15 protein-coding genes are annotated in these 17,983 nt (G+C 69.5%); 7 read left to right on the top strand and 8 right to left on the bottom strand.

The window, feature by feature from the left end; genetic code table 11:
* Positions 1 to 16: 16 nt before the first annotated feature.
* From ACLVWQ_RS19390 to ACLVWQ_RS19375, 4 genes are all read right to left on the bottom strand, one after another.
* On the bottom strand, positions 17 to 775 hold the full coding sequence (locus ACLVWQ_RS19390; protein ID WP_414110140.1) for a hypothetical protein: 759 nt from the start codon (positions 773 to 775) through the stop codon (positions 17 to 19).
* 853 nt (positions 776 to 1,628) lie between these two features.
* The gene (locus tag ACLVWQ_RS19385; protein ID WP_414110139.1) at positions 1,629 to 2,762 is read right to left on the bottom strand and encodes a ricin-type beta-trefoil lectin domain protein; all 1,134 of its coding nucleotides are present in this window, start codon (positions 2,760 to 2,762) and stop codon (positions 1,629 to 1,631) included.
* A gap of 67 nt (positions 2,763 to 2,829) precedes the next feature.
* Positions 2,830 to 5,370 carry a carbohydrate-binding protein gene (locus ACLVWQ_RS19380; RefSeq protein WP_414110138.1) on the bottom strand — a complete coding sequence of 847 codons (2,541 nt, stop codon included), beginning with the start codon at positions 5,368 to 5,370 and terminating at the stop codon, positions 2,830 to 2,832.
* 474 nt (positions 5,371 to 5,844) lie between these two features.
* Positions 5,845 to 6,483: a Uma2 family endonuclease gene (locus ACLVWQ_RS19375; RefSeq protein ID WP_414110393.1), complete on the bottom strand. Its 639-nt coding sequence runs from the start codon at positions 6,481 to 6,483 to the stop codon at positions 5,845 to 5,847.
* A 171-nt stretch (positions 6,484 to 6,654) separates the two neighbouring features.
* On the opposite strand from ACLVWQ_RS19375, the gene ACLVWQ_RS19370 reads away from it, so the two are divergent.
* The 4 genes from ACLVWQ_RS19370 to ACLVWQ_RS19355 all read left to right on the top strand — a co-directional run bounded on the left by ACLVWQ_RS19370 (position 6,655) and on the right by ACLVWQ_RS19355 (position 9,005).
* A complete protein-coding gene (locus ACLVWQ_RS19370; protein WP_414110137.1) occupies positions 6,655 to 7,065 on the top strand; it encodes a VOC family protein in 411 nt (136 codons plus the stop codon).
* 158 nt (positions 7,066 to 7,223) lie between these two features.
* Positions 7,224 to 7,631, top strand: a complete 408-nt coding sequence (locus ACLVWQ_RS19365; RefSeq protein WP_414110135.1) for a hypothetical protein — start codon at positions 7,224 to 7,226, stop codon at positions 7,629 to 7,631.
* Positions 7,632 to 7,636: 5 nt separating this feature from the next.
* Positions 7,637 to 8,149, top strand: coding sequence for a thiol-disulfide oxidoreductase DCC family protein (locus ACLVWQ_RS19360; RefSeq protein WP_414110391.1), 513 nt, complete (start codon positions 7,637 to 7,639; stop codon positions 8,147 to 8,149).
* Between the two features lie 91 nt (positions 8,150 to 8,240).
* A complete protein-coding gene (locus tag ACLVWQ_RS19355; RefSeq protein WP_414110390.1) occupies positions 8,241 to 9,005 on the top strand; it encodes a TetR/AcrR family transcriptional regulator in 765 nt (254 codons plus the stop codon).
* Between the two features lie 96 nt (positions 9,006 to 9,101).
* On the opposite strand, the gene ACLVWQ_RS19350 is transcribed toward ACLVWQ_RS19355, so the two are convergent.
* Complete coding sequence (locus tag ACLVWQ_RS19350) at positions 9,102 to 11,531, bottom strand: MMPL family transporter (RefSeq protein ID WP_414110389.1); 2,430 nt, start codon at positions 11,529 to 11,531, stop codon at positions 9,102 to 9,104.
* Between the two features lie 184 nt (positions 11,532 to 11,715).
* Here ACLVWQ_RS19350 and ACLVWQ_RS19345 point away from each other — a divergent pair, with 184 nt between their 5' ends.
* On the top strand, positions 11,716 to 12,405 hold the full coding sequence (locus ACLVWQ_RS19345; RefSeq protein ID WP_414110134.1) for a response regulator transcription factor: 690 nt from the start codon (positions 11,716 to 11,718) through the stop codon (positions 12,403 to 12,405).
* Positions 12,402 to 13,841 carry an ATP-binding protein gene (locus ACLVWQ_RS19340; RefSeq protein WP_414110132.1) on the top strand — a complete coding sequence of 480 codons (1,440 nt, stop codon included), beginning with the start codon at positions 12,402 to 12,404 and terminating at the stop codon, positions 13,839 to 13,841. Before ACLVWQ_RS19345 ends, ACLVWQ_RS19340 begins: the two co-directional genes overlap by 4 nt.
* Positions 13,842 to 13,922: 81 nt before the next feature.
* On the opposite strand, the gene ACLVWQ_RS19335 is transcribed toward ACLVWQ_RS19340, so the two are convergent.
* Entirely contained in the window at positions 13,923 to 14,288 is a 366-nt protein-coding gene (locus ACLVWQ_RS19335; protein WP_414110131.1) for a hypothetical protein, read from the bottom strand.
* 1 nt (position 14,289) lies between these two features.
* On the bottom strand, positions 14,290 to 14,775 hold the full coding sequence (locus ACLVWQ_RS19330) for a TetR/AcrR family transcriptional regulator (RefSeq protein ID WP_414110130.1): 486 nt from the start codon (positions 14,773 to 14,775) through the stop codon (positions 14,290 to 14,292).
* A gap of 297 nt (positions 14,776 to 15,072) precedes the next feature.
* Between ACLVWQ_RS19330 and ACLVWQ_RS19325 the strand changes: the two genes are divergently transcribed.
* Complete coding sequence (locus tag ACLVWQ_RS19325) at positions 15,073 to 17,226, top strand: DUF4157 domain-containing protein (RefSeq protein ID WP_414110129.1); 2,154 nt, start codon at positions 15,073 to 15,075, stop codon at positions 17,224 to 17,226.
* 157 nt (positions 17,227 to 17,383) lie between these two features.
* Here ACLVWQ_RS19325 and ACLVWQ_RS19320 read toward each other — a convergent pair whose 3' ends face one another.
* Positions 17,384 to 17,803, bottom strand: coding sequence for an ATP-binding protein (locus ACLVWQ_RS19320; protein ID WP_414110128.1), 420 nt, complete (start codon positions 17,801 to 17,803; stop codon positions 17,384 to 17,386).
* Positions 17,804 to 17,983 lie beyond the last annotated feature (180 nt).

Below are 17,983 nucleotides of genomic sequence, written 5' to 3'. Positions count from 1 at the left end.
AGCAGCGCAACATCTACTAGCGGTCACCGGACAGCCGGGCAAGTACATCCGCAGCGAGCTCTGCTGAAGCGTGGTCGAGACCTACCGCCGCCGTTCCATCCAAACGTTCGGACATGTAACCGGCCATCGCAGACACTGCATCCGCAGAGGCCACGGGGGCGAGCCACCTAAGCCACTCGCAGACCATGCGCATTTGAAATTCCCTGAGAATTTCTACGCGGTCCAAAGGATCTGACTCCGAGGCCAGCTTGATCACCTTGAACGAGGCGGCAAGGCGATTGTGCGGCATATCGTGAGCTGAAAGAATCAGTCCGAGTTCATCAGACTTACCGAGATTGAAATTATCGGCTACTACAAACTGGGGCAGCGGGTAACCGTCCACGCTTGTCAGTGCTTGCCCGTCGCGTCCGGAATCGATAACTACGTCGACACGGGAAGCAATCCCGGGGTCATCGACAGCGACTCGGATGTGATGCACGCCAGGATCCCCGACGTTCTGCACGAAACGTGACACGCCGAGGATGTCGCCGACTCCGATGGCCCCGTCGTCGAGCACCAGGTCTCCGTCGAACAGGACGCTGCCCTCGGCCGGGCCAGCCCTGTTCCACAGCCTGACCCGGACCAGCCCCACCTGCGCACGTGCGGCGATCTGGACGTGACTCCTAGACGCCACCAGTGGCGCACCGGCCAACGCCAGGACCTCCTCCGGCGGGGCTGTCGATCCAATACGGATCACGCGATGGTTCAAGTAAAGCTCGGCACTACCAATGAGCATTTCTCCGCCAACTACTCAATCTGAGTTTGATGGTGCGCCCGGTCAGCGCCATCGCCAACCGAGCCGTGATTGCGCAGCATCTGCTGGGCTTTCGATACAGCAACCGCCTGAGTATCACTGCACGTTTCACAGTGAGGAAACAGGCTGCGCGGAAGGCTAGTCGGTCCAATTCCAGTAGACGGCTGGTGGTCACCCGTCATAGTCGGACTGCTCCCACCGCAGGAGTGGCATGGCCTTCCCTGCATGGCCGCACTCTGCTCCGAGGTAACTACCGGCCCGGTCGCAGGCACCGACCCATCGGCATGAGGGCCGACGCGCAGCGTATTCGCCTCCCTCTGACTCAGCGAAACGTTGCAATTGTGAACCAAGACCGGCGTGGCCCCCGCCAGCACATAGTACGTGTGCCGGGCAGGAAGCTGTGCTTCTTGCCCGGCTTTGCAGGAGTCGCCGACCTCCGGGGCTGCTTCTGCTGCCGCCTTCTTGGCCTTGGCGAGTTTGTCCCGAGCTCGCGCGAGTGCGGCGTTGGCCTTGCTGACCCGCTTGGTGGCGCTGATCATGTCCATCGCGCCACCGACGATGTCCCCGACGAGGCCGACGACCCGTTTGGCCAGTCGGGCTCCCTTGACCCGGTCCCAGGGGCCCCGTATTTCGCGAGCATCTTTCCGGCGATACCGCCGGCGAAGCTTCCGGCGATGTCGAGGAGGGTTTCGCCGCAGACACCCATGTCGCCGGATCGCCCTGCTGGGAGCTGGACTTGGCGCGGCTACGGCAAGGTCGCAGTCACCAGGGGCAGCACCCCGCTTCCCGGTTCTCTGCCGGGGAGCGGGGCTCCGTTCGCGTCAGGCGCGTCGGGTCACACCGGTTGCAGCTGTGTCCACTTCTGGGCGTTCGTGCCGTTGCACGTCCACAGTTGTAGTTGCGTGTTGTCCGCTGTCGACGAGGCGGGGACGTCAAGGCAGCGGCCCGACTGCGGGTTGCGGTAGCCGCCGTTGTGCGGTTCCCACACCTGGGCGCCCGTGCCGTTGCAGTCGTAGAGCTGGATCAGGGTGCCGTCGGTCGTGCCGCCGTCCGCCGCGTCCATGCACTTGCCGTAGATGCGCAGGGTGCCGTCGGTGCGCAGGGTCCACCACTGGGCGTTGGTGTTGTTGCAGCCGCGCGACTGGATGGGCGTGCCGTTGGCGGTCCTGGCGTGGTCGTCGTTCAGGCACTTGCCCGCGATGCCGGAGCGCACCACTCCGCTGGGCCCCGGCGCCGCAATCCAGCCCGCCGCGTCGGCGGCCCGGATACCGGCGTCGAAGGCGTCCGCCATCTTCTGGTGGCCGCTGTCGTTGGGGTGCAGCGAGTCCGCGAGGTCGGCGGTGGTCAGCCCGCCCATGTCGACGTAACCGACGTGCTTGCCCTGCGCCTGCGCGGCCTCGACGATCTCGGGCACCTGCCGGTTGAACGCAGGACGCAGGGGCTCCTCGACCGAGTGCGTCGACACGATCAGCGAGGCCAGCAGCACGGTGACATCCGGCAGGTCGGCGGTGATCCGGTCGACCAGGGCGCGCAGCCGGTCCGGGGCGGTCGCCACCTGGTAGTTCTGGTTCAGGTCGTTGGTGCCGATCATCAGGGTGACCACGTTGGGCCGGTACGTGGCCAGGACCGAGTCGGTGACGCCGGCGACCTGGTCGATGCGCCAGCCGCTGTGCCCCTCGTTGTCGGGGTCCGCCATGCTGCCGTTCTGCAGGCTGCCGACGAAGTCCACGGTGTATCCCGCGGCGGTGAGTCCGTCGCGCAGCGGGAGCCGGTAGCCGTTGCCGGTGCTGCTGCCCGCGCCCCAGGTGATCGAGTCGCCCATCGGCATCACCCGGAGGTCGGAGGTCGCGGCCGGCGCCGCCGCCGAGGCGGGGCCGGCTGTCGAGGCTGCGGCTGCCACTGTCGGGGCGCCGATCAGTCCGAGAATGGTCGCGGCCGCCGCCACGGCGACCGCGCGAAGTCTTCTCACGTCAGTACTCACCTTCCTGATCAATGGGTTCTCGGCCGGTGGGTCGAGTTCAAGAAAGGCAGGGGACTCAGGGAGCGATCGCTATGACCGCCTTGTTGTCCGTTGCCGTCACCTCGACCGTGAAGAGCTTGGTCGACGTGTCGTAGGCGACCGCGCCGACACTCCCCGTGGTGGCGGTCGCCGTCGGCTTGCGTGGGGCGTAGCCGTGCAGGGTCACCGGGCCCTCGCCCGCCGCGAAGGCGACGGTGGCCTTCACCGTTCCGTCGTCGGCCAGGTTCACGACGCGTTTGCCGCCGTGCGACACGAACTTCCCCGCGTCGCCCAGGAACGCGATGCCCGAGGGCCCGACCGGCGCGACGACCCAGTACGTACCGCTGGTGACGGTGGTGCTCACACTGCCGCCCGCGGCGACCAGGGTCCCGGTGCCGGCGTAGTAGTCGTAGACGTACGCCGCTCCGCCCACGCCCAGTGAGGCCAGGCTGAACGAGACGCTCTGGGACAGGCCCGTCGGCACGGTGCCCTGGGTGACGCCGAGCCAGTCGATGTTCGCGCCGCTCGACCCGGTGGCGGTGGCCCGTACGGTGTTCGCGCCCGCGGTGAGCGTCGCGGTCAGCCCCACCGCGCTCCACGACGACCACCAGCCGGTCGAGGGGAACGACAGGGTGCGGGCGGTGCCGTCGTTCACCGTCACGGCGAGCGGGCGGTCGGTGAAGGCGGCGTTCGCGTAGCGGAACTGGAGCGTGTACGTGCCCGCCGCGGGCGCCTGGACCGTCCACTCCACGTAGTCGCCGTCGGCGTGCTGGTAGTCGGCGAACCCGCTGCCGGTGTAGCCGGACTCGGCCGTGCTGACGGTCACCCCCGAGCGGGTCGTCGCGTCCTCCGCCTGGTAGATCCGCTGCGGTGCGCGGAGCTGCCTGGCGTACGCGAAGACGTAGCGGTACGTCAGTCCCGTCGCGTGCACGACGTGGGTGGCGGCGACCATGGCCGGCAGGTTCCCGGCCGCCTGCCCGACGTAGGTCGCGTCGGTGGGGACGATCGGCACGTCGGGCTTGACCAGGACCCCGTCGGGGCGTGCCACCTTCGACAGGTTGGCGGCGTTCACCTTGCCGAGCGCGTCCCCGACGCCGACCGGTCCTGCCGACAGGTTCGCCAGCAGTACGTTGTTCCGCTCGCCGCTCAGGAACACGTCGACCCAGGGCCACACGCCGAGGGAGCCCGCGAACTGCGAGTCGTAGAGGAAGTCGTCCCACTTCGGGCGGTCGAAGCGGTCGTCGCTCACTCGTATCGTCGTCAGGTGCGGGTAGCGCGTGCTCTGGAGGTAGTCGCGGGGCAGTGCCATGCAGTACTGGAGGTCGATGCCCTCGGCCGCGGAGTACCGGGCCATGTTGTCGAAGAACGCGTCGGCCTCGGTGAGGCTCGTGTCGGAGGGTTTGGCATGGGTGCAGAGCCAGTCCTGCTCGAAGACCTCGACTCCGCCCTCGCGCAGGTAGTTCATGACGCTCTGCCAGAACTCCGGGTCGATGACAACGTTGTTCGAGAACGCGTAGTCGTCGTGGTACGGGCTCGACGCGTCCATCCACCGGGCGTGGGTGACCAGCGGCATGCCCAGCTCCTCGCGGAACGCGGCCAGTCCGTCCGGGAACAGCTCCTTGTCCGCCTCGTACAGGTAGGTGCCGTCCTCGACGACGTTCCACTTCTGGTCCGGGCCCTTGGGGTACCACCAGCTGTCGAGCTGCATGTATCCCATGGGGATCTTCTGGGCCGCCCACTCGTCACGGACCGCCAGCAGGGTGCCCGTGTAGCCCTTCGACTCGTCGAACTTGTAGTAGTAGTCCGCGCCGTTGTCGGTCCAGTAGCCCAGCTTGTCGAGGATGACGCCCCGGTCGTTGGGCGGTGGGGTCTTGCCCGCAAGACGGGTCAGCGCGGTGCCCCACGCGCGGTGCGCGGCGCCGATCCCGGCCTTGACCGACAGGATCGTCCGGCGGGTGTGGCCGGCCGGCAGGGTGGTGATCGAACTGATCACGCCGACCGCTATCGAGCCGTCCGCGGCCTGGGTGGTCCGGGTGTTCTGGAACTGGCTCGCTGCCGACAGGAGGAAGGTGTTGGCCGAGTCGTCGAAGAACACCCACGGGCTGTCCGCCGCACTCTCGAAGCTGTTGAACTGGGGCCTTCCGAAGCACTCCCGGTGGCTCAACCGGTGTGGCAGGTCCGGGTATTCGGTGATCGTCGGGAACGGCCTGGTGTTGGCGCCGGCGTCGACACGGGTGTCGGTGAAGACGATGGCCGACGCGGCGTCGTACACACGGATGCCGCCCTGTCTCGCGCCCGACTGGAACGTGAACGTCGTCTCGGTGTACGCGCCCACCGCGTCCGAACCCGAACGGGTGGTGATGCCGGTCGCGGCCGAGCCGACCGAGCCGGCGAAGGTCCAGCCGAGCACGGTCGCGGTCACCTGCCAGGCGCCCGAGGCGTTCACGACGGCCCGCAGAGCCGTCGGCGCCGCCACCGCCGCGCTCGCCCGGCCCGCCACGCCTGTCAGCGGCAGCGCCAGGGCGGCGGATCCGGCACCGGCGGCCCTGATGAAATCACGACGGTTGAATCCGGTCATGGAGTGCTCCTCGTCTCGTTGCGGGGCAGCGGAAGGCGCGCGGCGGCGGCAGAGCGGTGGTGCTTCGCTGAGGTGCGGTGAACGGCGCACGCGGATTCAGGGTGCGCCGTGAAAGTGGTACGCCAAATGCGCCAGTACGCCAGTGCGGTAACTGCGCCCATTGGGTACGTGGAGAGGCCGTTCACCCAATGAGGGGGGCGACGTTCAGTGTGCTGGCGTCTCTCTTTTGAGGTCAACACCAGTGCCGAAGGTACTCGGACAGCAGTTCAGGTAGGTGAATGCCATTAGGCAATAAGGCGTCGAAACGCGTCGAAATAGGAACCCTGCCTCACCAAAACTTTACGTTGGAGACCAGGGTTCATATATGAGATCTCGCGAGGCGATCCGGGAATGCGCACCGCTGACACGGGACAGCCATGACCCCTCCGGTCGACGGCCGTCGACCGGAGGGGTCATGGGAGCGGTGGGATCCGATCAGCCCTGCATCGCGTCCCCCGAAGCACCCGGCCGTCGGTCGACGGCCGTCAGGTCGATCTCCACGTCGAAGGGCGCCGTGACTTTGAGACGGTCGTGAAAGATGCCGGTGAGGCCGTACGACTTCGTGGCGGGGTCGAGTTCATAGACGTAGACGACAGGGAGGCCCTTACCCTCACCTTTCTCAACCCGCCAGAAGTGCGGCACCCCTGCTGCCGCGTACTTGCGGGGCTTGACCTCGCGGTCCCTTTCGCGGGAGTCAGGCGAGACCACTTCGACCGCGAGCAGGACATCTTCAGGCCTGTGCCAGGTCTGGTCGAGATCCGTGTACGCATCCGCCGAGACCACCAGCAGGTCTGGTTCCGGCCTGTTCCGCTGGTCCAGCTTGACGGTGAACTCCCGAAAGACGTTCAGATGATCCGGCGCCTGACTCAGGAAGCTGTACTCCAGCAAACGCATACAGAACATATGAAATGCGGTTTGTGGACTCACGAAGACGAGACTCCCGTCGATCAGCTCTGTATGCGGCGGGAGGCCAGGAATCCGGTCGAGGTCGTCCGCTGTCCAACCCTCCGGCGGCGGGATCGGCCAGCGGTACGCCGACTCGTCGTCGAGCCCGTTCTCGAATGCGGCGCTCATCATTGCTCCCATGGGACAGAGTCTCGCCTGTGGGTTCAGCGTACCCAGGGGCAATGACAACCGGCTCAGCCGAACGAGTGACCGGCCCCCGCGGCGCCACACGAGTGACCGTCCCCCCCTCTCCCCCACCGCCTCCCCCGCCCGCTCCTTTCGGCGATCTAATCTGACGGAATGTCAGATGATGAGTCGCATGAGCTGCTCGGTTTCGACAACGTCCTCCTCCCCGTGGGCGACCTCGACCAGGCCGTGGACTTCTACCGGCGGGCCGGTTTCGCCGTCGGGTTCCGGCTCGACGAGGCCGGGATCGCGGGACTGAAGGTCGGCAAGGAGACGCCCGGCGTACTGCTGCGCCTGGAGGAAGCGCTCGGGCAGCGGCCGCCGGCCTGGGCCACGCCCCGGGTGTGGATCGAGGTGCGGGACGCCAGGGAAATGGCCGACACCCTCGCCGCCGCCGGCGTGGAGCCCCTCGACGCACCCCTGTCCGTGGCCACCGGCTGGACCGTCGAGGTCGCCGACCCGTGGGGCAACGTCATCGGCTTCACGGACTACTCCAAGCGACCGGAGCTGGCGCGGACCGACTGAGCCCCGGCCCGCCCCCCCCTGAGCCGCACGTCACACCCACGCACACCTCACCTCACTTGAACGTGTTCAAAAACAGGTCTACATTCTCTCTCGACAGCGTTTTTGAACGCGTTCAGAACTTCGGATCAGAAGATCAGAAGTTGAGAAGGGGCGGGGACATGGACCTCACAGTCGTTGCTTATGTCATATATCTGCTGATCAGCGTGGCGCTGACGGTCTGGGTGGCGCGGACCCTCAGTCACAACGGGCGCATCTTCCTGGCCGACGTGCTGCACGGGAACGAGAAGCTCGCGGACGCCGTCAACCACCTCCTGGTGGTGGGCTTCTACCTCGTGAACCTCGGTTTCGTGGCGCTCTATCTGAACCAGGACGACGAGATCGCCGACGCCCGCGGGGTGTTCGAGGCCCTGTCGACCAAGCTCGGCGTGGTGCTGCTCGTCCTCGGCGCCATGCATCTGGGGAACGTGTACGTGCTCAACAAGATCCGGCGCCGCGGCATGATGGAGCGCGAGCAGCAGCCGCCCGTGCCGCCGCAGGGCTGGGTCGCGCCGACGGCGGCCCGGTGACCTCGATGGCCGCCGTCGCCGGCCCCGACCGGGACGCCTCGCGCGTCCCGGTCCTCGGGCTCACCGTCCTGTACGACGCCCGGTGCTCGCTCTGCACCTTCCTGCGCGACTGGCTCGTACGGCAGCGCCAGTTGGTGCCCCTGGAGCTGGTGCCCGCCGGGTCCGCGGAGGCCGGGCGCCGCTTCCCGGGGCTCGACCACACCGCCACGCTGGAGGAGATCACCGTGATCGGCGACGCGGGCCAGGTCTACCGGGGCGCCGCCGCCTGGATCGTCACCCTGTGGGCGCTCGCCGACCACCGCCCGCTGGCCCACCGCCTCAGCACCCCGGCCGGGGCCCGTCTGGCACGGGGCGCGGTGCTCGCCGCCGCCAAGTGGCGCGAGGAACGGTGGGCCCGCCGGGAGGGTACGTGGGGCGGAAGTACGTACACCGGGGCCGACGGATGGACGTACGACCGGGCGGTGGGCTGGACCTACCACCCGCCCGCCTGCGACGGCGCCGCCTGTCCGCCTCGTTAGGCTCTGTCCCGTGCCAGCAGCGAATGACAGCGCCCCGAGGCCGTACGGCCCGCCGGACGATCCACCGGCCGGTCCAGCGACCGGTCCAGCGGTGTCCGAGGGCCCTGGCCCGTCGGTCCCCGCGCGTACGCCCGCCAAGAGCGAGCAGACCCGGGCCCTGATCCTGGAGACGGCGATGCGCCTGTTCCAGGAGCGGGGTTACGAGAAGACGACGATGCGGGCCATCGCCAAGGAGGCCGGGGTCTCCGTCGGCAACGCGTACTACTACTTCGCCGGCAAGGAGCACCTGATCCAGGGTTTCTACGACCGGCTGGCCGCCGAGCACCGGGTGGCGGTCCGCGAGGTCCTGGACCAGGAGCGGGATCTGGAGGCCCGGATCGCCGGGGTCCTGAAGGCCTGGCTGGACGTCGCCACGCCGTACCACGAGTTCGCGGTGCAGTTCTTCAAGAACGCCGCCGATCCGGACAGCCCTCTCAGCCCGTTCTCGCCCGAGTCGGAGCACGCGCGCGTGGAGGCCATCGGGGTCTGCCGCGAGGTGCTCACCGGGTCCAAGGCGAAGGTGCCGGAGGAACTGCGGGAGCTGCTGCCCGAGTTGTTGTGGCTCTCCCAGATGGGCCTGGTGCTGTACTGGGTCTTCGACCGCACCGAGGACCGTGAGCGCAGCTACCGCCTCGCCGAACGCGGCGCCCGTCTCACCTCGCTCGGCGTCTCGCTGGCCCGGTTCCGCGTGCTGCGTCCCCTGGTCCGTGAGGTGCACGAGCTGTTCACGGACTTCCTGCCGGGGATGACGAGTTCGCTGCCGGACCCCGCGAGGAAGCCGACGAAGCGCACGAAACCCGCGACGAGCGACGGCTGAGGCCGGTGGCGGTCCGCGCCGCTTTCGCGGGCCGCCACCGGGGTCTCTTCCTCCCGGGTCTCTTCCTCCCGGGTCTCTTCCTCCAGTGGGGCGCGGTCAGTTCACCGCGTCCACCTCGTCCTCCGCCAGCTCCACGTCGTACACCAGCGGTTCCGCGCCGACCATCACATGGCGGGCCGCGGACGGGCGGTCCTCAGCCGTGACGGCCAGCAGGTACGACCCCGCGGACGGCACCGAGACGATGTACGAGCCGTCGGCCAGCGACGTCACCCGGTCGAGCTGACGGCCGCCCTTGGAGAGCAGGGTCAGCGTGGCGCCCTCGACGGGCGCGCCGTCCGGGGTGCGGACGAAGCCGTGGATCACGGTGGCACCGCCGGCGCCGGTGTCGGCGTCGGGCACGCGCGCGGGGACCTCGGCGGCGACCGCCTCTTCACGCGGCTCCACCGCCAGGTGCGGCAGGCGCTTCTCCATCCTGGCGGGCAGCCACCAGTTGGAGTTCCCCAGGAGGTGCATCGCGGCCGGCACCAGGGCCGTACGCAGGATGAACGCGTCCAGGGCGACCGCCGCGGCGAGCCCGATGCCCGCCATCGCGCCCTCCATGTCACCGCTGAGCACGAACGCGGAGAACACGCAGATCATGATCAGGGCCGCGCAGTTGATGACCCGGCTGGTCTCGGCGAGGCCGACCCGCACCGCACGCGCGTTGTCCTTGGTGTGGACCCACTCCTCGTGCATGCGGCTCACCAGGAACACCTGGTAGTCCATCGAGAGACCGAAGAGCAGCGACAGCATGATGACCGGCAGGAAGGCGGTGATCGGCCCCTCCTTGCCGATGCCGAGGAGTTCCGTGCCCCAGCCCCACTGGAAGATCGCGACGAGCACTCCGAACGAGGCGGCGGCCGCGATCAGGTTCATCAGGGCGGCCGTCAGCGGCACCACCAGGGAGCGGAAGGCCACCATCAGGAGCAGGAAGCCGAGCGAGATGATCGCCCCGACGAAGTAGGGCAGCCGGTCCCCCGTGACGGCCGCGAAGTCCTTGAAGACCGCGGTCACTCCGCCCACATGGGCCTCGGCCCCGGACGCCGGAATCACTCCGTCCCGCAGCCGGTCGATCAGCTGGTCCGTCCTCTCGGACTGCGGTGACGTGGTGGGCACCACCTGGATCACCGTGATGCCCTGGGCGGGCGGCGCGGCGGCGGCCTGGGCGACCCCGTCGGTCGAGCGGATCGTGGCGACGAGCCCGGCCGCGTCACCGCCGTCCACGACCACCTGGAGCGGGCCGTTGAAGCCGGGCCCGAAGCCCTCGGCCAGCAGGTCGTACGCCTGCCGTGTGGTCGTGGAGTCCTGGTGGTTGCCCTGGTCGGTGGCGCCGAGGCGGATCGACAGAACGGGCAGCGCCAGGACCGTCATCACGACCAGGGCGCCGGCGGCGATGGTCCGCGGACGCCGCTGCACGTAACCTGACCAGCGGGCGGCCGGTCCGCTCGCCTCCTCCGGCTCCGGTCCCGCGGCGGCCAGCTTGCGGCGCTGCCTGCGGCTGAGCACGCGCATGCCGAGCAGCCCGAGGAGCGCGGGCAGCAGGGTGGTCGCGGCGAGCACGCTCAGCACGACCGTCAGCGAGGTCGCGACGACCACACCGTCCAGGAAGCGCATGTTCATCACCAGCATCCCGGCGAGCGCGATGCACACGGTGCCGCCGGCGAACAGCACCGCGCGGCCCGAGGTGTTGAGGGCCGTGACGGCGGACTCCTCGGGCTCCAGGCCACGCAGGATGCCCCGGCGATGCCGCGTCACGATGAACAGGGCGTAGTCGATTCCGACGCCGAGGCCGATCAACGAGCCGAGCAGCGGGGCCACTTCGGGTACGTCGGTGACATGGCTGAGCAGCGAGGTGCCCATCAGCCCTGTGCCGAGGGCCGCGACCGCGACGACGAGGGGCAGCAGCATCGCGTAGAACGAGCCGAAGGCGAGGAAGAGGACGACCGCGGCGGCGGCGATGCCGACCATCTCGGCGATACCGGTGGGCGGTTCCTGGATCCGGGTGATCGCCTGGCCGCCGAGTTCCACCCGGAGACCGGCGCGTTCGGCGTCCCGCGCCGTGTCGACGACGTCCTCCACGAGCGCCTTCGGCACCGCGTTGGCCTGCTCGGTGAAGGTGATCTGGGCGTAGGCGATCCGCCCGTTCCCGCTGATCTGCGCGGCCCCCTGGGCGGCGTACGGGCTGCTGACCTCGCCGACGCCCTTCATCCGCCCGATCTCCTGGAGCGCGGGCTCGATCCGGGAGCGTACGGACGTGTCACGCACCGTCCCGTCGTCGACCTTCCACACCACCGTGTCGACGTCGCCCGACCGCTCCGGGAAGGCCTTCTCCATCAGGTCGTACGCGCGCGTGGAGTCCGTGTTCGGAAGAGTGAAGGTGTCCGCGTAGTTCGTACCCGCGGCGGAGCCCGAGAAGCCGAGACCCAGCAGCGCCCCCACCCACAGCATCAGGACCACCAGCCGGTGCCGATAGCACCACCGTGCCAATGTCGTCACGCCTCAACACCCCTTTGTCCGTCGGTCGGTCAATCGGTCAGTCGGTCGGTCCCCCAGGTCCTGCGGCTCAGCATCGGGGCGGCGCGGTCCCCTGGACACGACCCGGCCATGACTCACAAGGAACTCCAAAGCGCGGGCCCGCTCCGTTGTCGGTGCTCGCGCCGATACTGGGGGCATGACCGCTCACGAGGGTGCGACCGTGCTGGTCGTCGAGGACGAACCGAGCATCGCGGACGTCCTGACCATCGCCCTGCGCTACCACCGCTTCGAGGTGATGACGGCCGGGACCGTCCGTCAGGCACTGACACTGGCCGAGCGCACCCGGCCGGACGCCGCGCTCCTCGACGTGATGCTCCCGGACGGCGACGGCCGGGCGCTGGGCCGCGAACTGCGCGAGAGACAGCCCGACCTGGCGCTGGTGTTCCTCACCGCTCGCGACGCGCCCACGGAGATCGTCGGCGCGCTCTCCTTCGGCGACGACTACATCACCAAGCCGTTCAACATCGACGAGGTGATCGCCCGCATCACCGCCGTCCTGCGCCGCACCCGCCCGGCCGACGTCCTCCCCGAGCGCCCGCCGCTGCGCTACGGAGACCTGGAGCTGGACGAGACGACGTACTCGGTGCACCGCGCGGGCCGCACGGTCGAGCTCACCCCCACCGAGTACGCCCTGCTGCGTTTCCTCGTGCGCAACGGCGGCCGGATCGTCCCCAAGGAGCAGCTCCTGCGGCACGTCTGGCAGTACGAGCACTCGGCGGAGTCGACCGTCGTGGAGACGTACATCAGCTATCTGCGGCGCAAGCTCGACGCCCTCGGCGCCCCGGTGATCACGACCCGGCGGGGCGTCGGATACGGGCTCGCATGATCCTCCGCCGCCGCGGACACGGCATCCACTCGCTGCGCGGCCAGTTGACCCTGGCCAACGTGGTGCTGCTGGCGCTCGGCATCGTCATGGCAACGGCGGTGAGCCTGATGGGCATGCGGTACTACCTGCTCGACCAGGTCGATTCGAAGCTGCTCGGCATGCGGGACTCGCTGGAGAGCACGCAGCTGACCGCGCGGCAGATCGACTCGCTGAGCGCGCTGGCCTTCCTCCGCGACGGGAAGGTGCCGGAGGCGGACGACCCGCCGACCGCGGACTCCCTCTTCGCGATCGTCGACTCGAAGGGCGAGCCCCTCAAGCTCAACACCCTCGCACCGACCCCGACCCAGCGGGCCCTCGCCTCCGCCGTGGGCGACCCGCGGCTGGTCACCGGCGACGCGGACCCGCGCGACGTGACGGTGGAGGGCACGCCGTTCCGGGTCGTCGGGGTCTCCCTGCCCGACAGGAGTGTCATCCTGGTCGCCGGCTCGACCGACGCGCTGCACAAGGGGATGGGCAAGGCCCTCAAGCTCGATCTGTTCTTCGGGGTGCTGCTGCTGGGGCTGCTCGCCCTGCTGACCATGCTCAGTGTGAGCCGGCGGCTGCGGCCCCTGGAGGACATGGTGGAGACCTCGTCGGCCATCGCCGAAGGAGATCTGGCCCGCCGCGTGCCCTCCAGCCACCACCCCACCCAGGAGGTCGAACAGCTGCGGCTCGCCCTCAACGCGATGCTCCACCAGGTCGAGTCGGCGTACCGCACGCGCGAGCGCAGCGCGGCCCAGCTGCGCCGGTTCGTCGCGGACGCCTCGCACGAGCTGCGTACGCCGCTGTCGGCGATCCGCGGGTACCTCCAGCTGTACGACAAGGGCATGCTGCGCGAGCCCGCCGAGCGCAAGCGCGCCTGGGACCGGATGACCGGCGAGGCCGACCGGATGGGCCGCCTGGTCGACGAACTGCTCACCTTGGCCCGTCTCGACCAGCGCCCCGAACTGCGCTTCAAGAACGTCGACCTGAGCCGTCTGGTGCGCGACGCGGCCGAGGATCTGCAGGCCCAGCAGCCCGGCCGCCCGGTGTCGGTGAGCGCCGAGGGTGTCCTTCTGGTGCGCGCGGACGAGTCGGGCCTGCGCCAGGTCCTGGGCAACCTCGTGGCGAACGTACGCACCCACACGCCCGCGGACATACCGGTGGCCCTCGGTCTGGAGCGGGCCGACGGGCTCGTGCGGGTGTGTGTCTCCGACGAGGGGCCGGGGCTGGCCGAGGAGGACGCCGCGCGCATCTTCGACCGGTTCTTCCGGGCGGGCGGGGGCGCGGGCAGCGGGCTGGGGATGGCCATCGTCCAGGGGGTGGCCGTGGCCCACGGGGGTGAGGTGGCGGTGCGGACCTCGCCGGGGGCGGGGCTGGCGGTGACGGTGACGTTGCCCGCGGGGTTGTGCGGGTGACGTCTCGCGGCGTCGCGCGGGTGCCGTCTCGCGGGGCCGCCCGGTGCGCCGCGCGTCCGGGCCGTACGTCGGAGTCGGGCCTCAGCGGCGGGTGATGGACTCCTCGATGAGGGCGACGGTGGCCCGCGGGTCGTCGACCTCGATGACGAGGCGGTCGTAGGTCTTGGCATCGGCGAGTTCGATGACGACCGCCTTGTTCGGGTTCTTCACGTGCCAGAAGAGGTGCTCGCCGTCGTGACGGAAGTGGCCGGCGGTGATCACACCGGGCAGGTGGGTGCCGGCGACGCGGATGCCTTTCCACTCGCGGGCCATACCGGGGTCGTGCGTGGCGCCCCGCACATGGGCGAGGGGTATCTCCAGGCTGCCCCTGAGGGTCCAGAGCCTGTCGAGGCCCTGGAACTCGGCGGTCAGTGTCGCGCGTTCGCGGTCGACGGTGATGCGGGCCATGTCAGTGCTCCTTCGAGGTGTCCGGCTGGGCGCGCAGGCGCAGCCGGGTGCCGAGGACGGTGGAGGCGAGCCGGGGGGCGGCGTCGCCGTGGGCGGGGCGCAGGGCTTCCTCCAGCGCGGTGAAGCCTTCCGCGACCAGCGCGGCGACCTCCGCGTCGTGGGGGGCGCGTTCGGCGGCGGCGAGCAGGAGGAGACCGGCGGCCGGGCCGTTGTCGTACGAGGCGATGGCCGCCGCGAGTGCCTGCTCGGGGTCGGTGAGGGTGCGGATGGCGGCGGCGGTGGGGTGGATCTCGTGGTCGAGGTGGCTGCGGAGGACGGTCAGGTGCAGGCTCCGCTTGGAGCCGAAGACCTTGTACAGACTTCCCCGGTGGATGCCGGTGGCGGTGACCAGGTCGTCCACCGAAGTGCCCTCGTAGCCGTGGGTGGCGAAGACGGCGGCCGCGGTGGTGACGGCCTGATCGGTGTCGAAGGCGCGTGGTCGTCCCATGGCCACGACCGTACGCGTTTAAAGAACGATCAGTCAAGAACGAACGTTCTTGAATCTGGTCGGCAGTCGCACGGGAGCCCGGCGGCCGACCCGGCGCACCCATGACCGCCCATGGCCTACTCATGACCTGCTCATGACCACAAGGGGCGTGAGGGTCACCCATGTCGGGATGTTGCCGGGTATCTCATGCCCTCGTCGCCCCTCACATTTGCCCCTGGTTCTGCCCCTGTTCACCTGTTCGTTCCGGACTTCGGGCCGCTAAGGAGGGAAGGGTATTCACCCAACAAAGAGGAACATATGCGCATCCGGAAAGAGAACAACTCGGGCGCCGAACGCGGAAAAGGCCGGCCCGCACCCCGGCCACCTGCCGCGCTGCACCCGCTCATCGCACTCCAGCAGGCCGCGGGCAACGCCGCGGTGACCCGCGCCATCCAGCGCGCACGGGCCGCGCAGAGCGCCGAGGGACGACGGCCCGAAAAGCAGCAGGACGAGCGGAGCGCCGAGGGGCGGCAGCACGAGCAGAGCACTGAAGGGCAACAGCAGGAGCCCGCACAGCGCGACGCCGAGAAGGCCCCACCGGTCCAGCCGCGGTCGTCGGTCCCCGACGCGGTCGGCTCCCCCGGCAGCCCGCTGGAGCCCCGCGTGATCCAACGGGCCGAGCGGGCCTACGACATGGACTTCGGTCATGTACGCGTCCACAACGACCCGGTCGCCCAGCGCTCGGCCGAGGAACTCGGAGCCGTGGCCTACACCACCGGCTCCCACATCGTGCTCGGTGAGGACCGGGTCAGCGACGAAGTGATGTACGAAGAGGTCGACCACGTGCGCCAGCAGGCCCTGGGGCCCGTGCCCGGCACCCCCAACGGCAGGGGGGAGAAGGTCTCCCGCCCGGACGATCCGTTCGAGAGGAGCGCCGGCGCCAACGGGCGGAAGCTGGCCCGGGGCGCCGCCCCCGATCTCGCATTACCCGGGGCCTCATTACCCGGCCGGGCGGTCCAGCGCAGCGTGGACGGGGACGTCCCCGTCCAGCGGATGGAGCGGCCCGGCCCGACGGAGGCGACAGCCGGGCCACCGACGGTGGCCGAACCCTCGACGCCGGCCGAACCCCCGGCCGTCGTCCGGCTGGCACGGCTGCTGGTCGGCGGCGACCAGGAGATCAGGAACAAGCAGGTACGGGACGTCCTGCACCGGCGCGTACGAGGCGGCCCGAGCTTCACGGACGACGAACTCCGGGCGATCGAGGCAGTGGGGTCCGAGGATCCCAAGTGGCTGAAGACCGTGGGCCTGTGCACCCGTACCGAGGCCGAGGCGTACGTCAAGACGGGCGATTTCCACGACTGGCTCCAGCAGCCGGAGGGCAAGCGCCTCCTCGTGGCCACCCTGCGCTGGCGCCAGGAGGGCGAGGCCCGCGCCCAGAACAAGCCGACCCTCGAACCCGGCCGATCGGACTACCAGCTCGGCCGCCACATGGCCATGCACGCCGAGGACACCCCGCAGGACGAGAAGGACCGGCTCACCGGGGAGCGGAACGACCAGATCTTCCAGACCTTCGTCAAGACCCTCCTCCCGCCCGGCATCAGCGACGACGTACCGGACGCCGCCAAGCACCGGGAGCGGGTCGCGCGCGGCACCGAGCTGCTGACCAAGATCTTCCTGATCCTCAAGGAGGGGCTGCGGGTCTTCAACCCGGAGGCCGGCGTCCACGAGGACTTCAAGGACGACGTCGCCCACGCCCTGGCGTACGGCGGACGCGTCAACATCCGCATTCCGCAACTGGCCGACGGCCAGCACGGGTACGAGCTGCCCCAGTGGCTCCACATCACCAAGGAGGACCGGAAGTTCTGGGAGCCCAGGTCGACCCCCGAGAAGCCCGTGTACCGGCGTGCGTTCGGCACCCATCACATGGAGATCGGCGACAACCAGCCGGACGGGACGCCGGGCAGCTTCGTGGAGAAGGGCGAGATCGGGGCCACCGTGAAGAACTGGGTGGACCCCCACAGCCACCTCTACGGCCTGCCCATGGCCATCGGCGGCCTGGGGAACAAGGACTACCACGGCGACACCATCCTCCCCAACGAGTCGTACGGGCACGCGTTCATGGGGTACAAGCCCCCGACCCACAAACGGGACGGCGCGTTGCAGGTCGGCATCGAGACCGCAGGGCCGGGCGGCAGGACCCCCGACGGCTACAAACACGGCCTGACGAGCAGCGAGAAGAACAGCAACCCCGTCAGCCAGGTCGGCGGCCACAAGGACGACAAGCCCGGTGCCGGTGCCCCCCTCGCCGTGAGTCAGCGCAAGGTGGACATGGGGGAGTTCGGCGACTGGGTCCAGAAGCTGAAGGACCTGGAGAAGGAGTGGAAGACCGCGCTGGACGCGGCGAAGTCACCTGAGGAACGAGCGGCCCTGTACCGGGACCTGATCGGCAAGCGCGGCAACATCGGTTCGTGAGCCGCACCTGACCCGGCAGACCGGCGTGCGGGCCCGCGCATCCCTGCGGCCCGCACGCCCCTGCCGGACTCCGGCGCGGCGCCCGAGTCCCCGGCTCACGCCGATCACGTACAGGTCGACCCCGTACACGACGGCATACAGGTCGACGGTGTACAGGTCACCGGGCGGCCGGGAGCAGCGCCCACACCGTCTTCCCGTGCCGCCCCCGGCTCCACACACCCCAGGTGGCCGTGAGGCCGTCCACCAGACGCAGACCGCGTCCGTACTCGGACTCCTCGTCACGGTCCTCGCCCTCTCCGGCCGGGCGCAGCCGGGGCTGTACGGGGCTCTCGTCGGAGACCTCGATGAGGCAGGAACCGTCCGCCAGCGTGGTCACCGCGACCTCGAACTCCCGCTCCAGCAACGGTGCGTGCCGTACGGCGTTCGTCGCCAGCTCGGACACGAGCAGCACCGCGTCCTCGTACGCCGGCTCCCCCGCGCTGTGCCCCCAGTTCGACAGATGGTCACGGACCCGGCGCCGCGCGAGCCCCACGGAGGCCGGGTGCCGGGGCAACCGGAAGGAGTTGCGTCTCAGCACGTTTGCTCCTCACCCCGCGCACACCCTCGTCACATGATGCTGCGTGGAGCGGGCCCCGCACGTCACTCGCGCAATCGTCCACCCCGCGCGAACGCGTCAGGCCGTGGGCGGCCGGATCCTGCCGGGGCTCCACAACCGGAGGAGCCGATGCCGTGGACAACCGCTGGCCGCCGACGGCGG

Source organism: Streptomyces sp. CWNU-52B (assembly GCF_047444975.1).
Lineage (GTDB): Bacteria > Actinomycetota > Actinomycetes > Streptomycetales > Streptomycetaceae > Streptomyces.
This window is presented reverse-complemented; position numbering and strand designations above follow the sequence as displayed.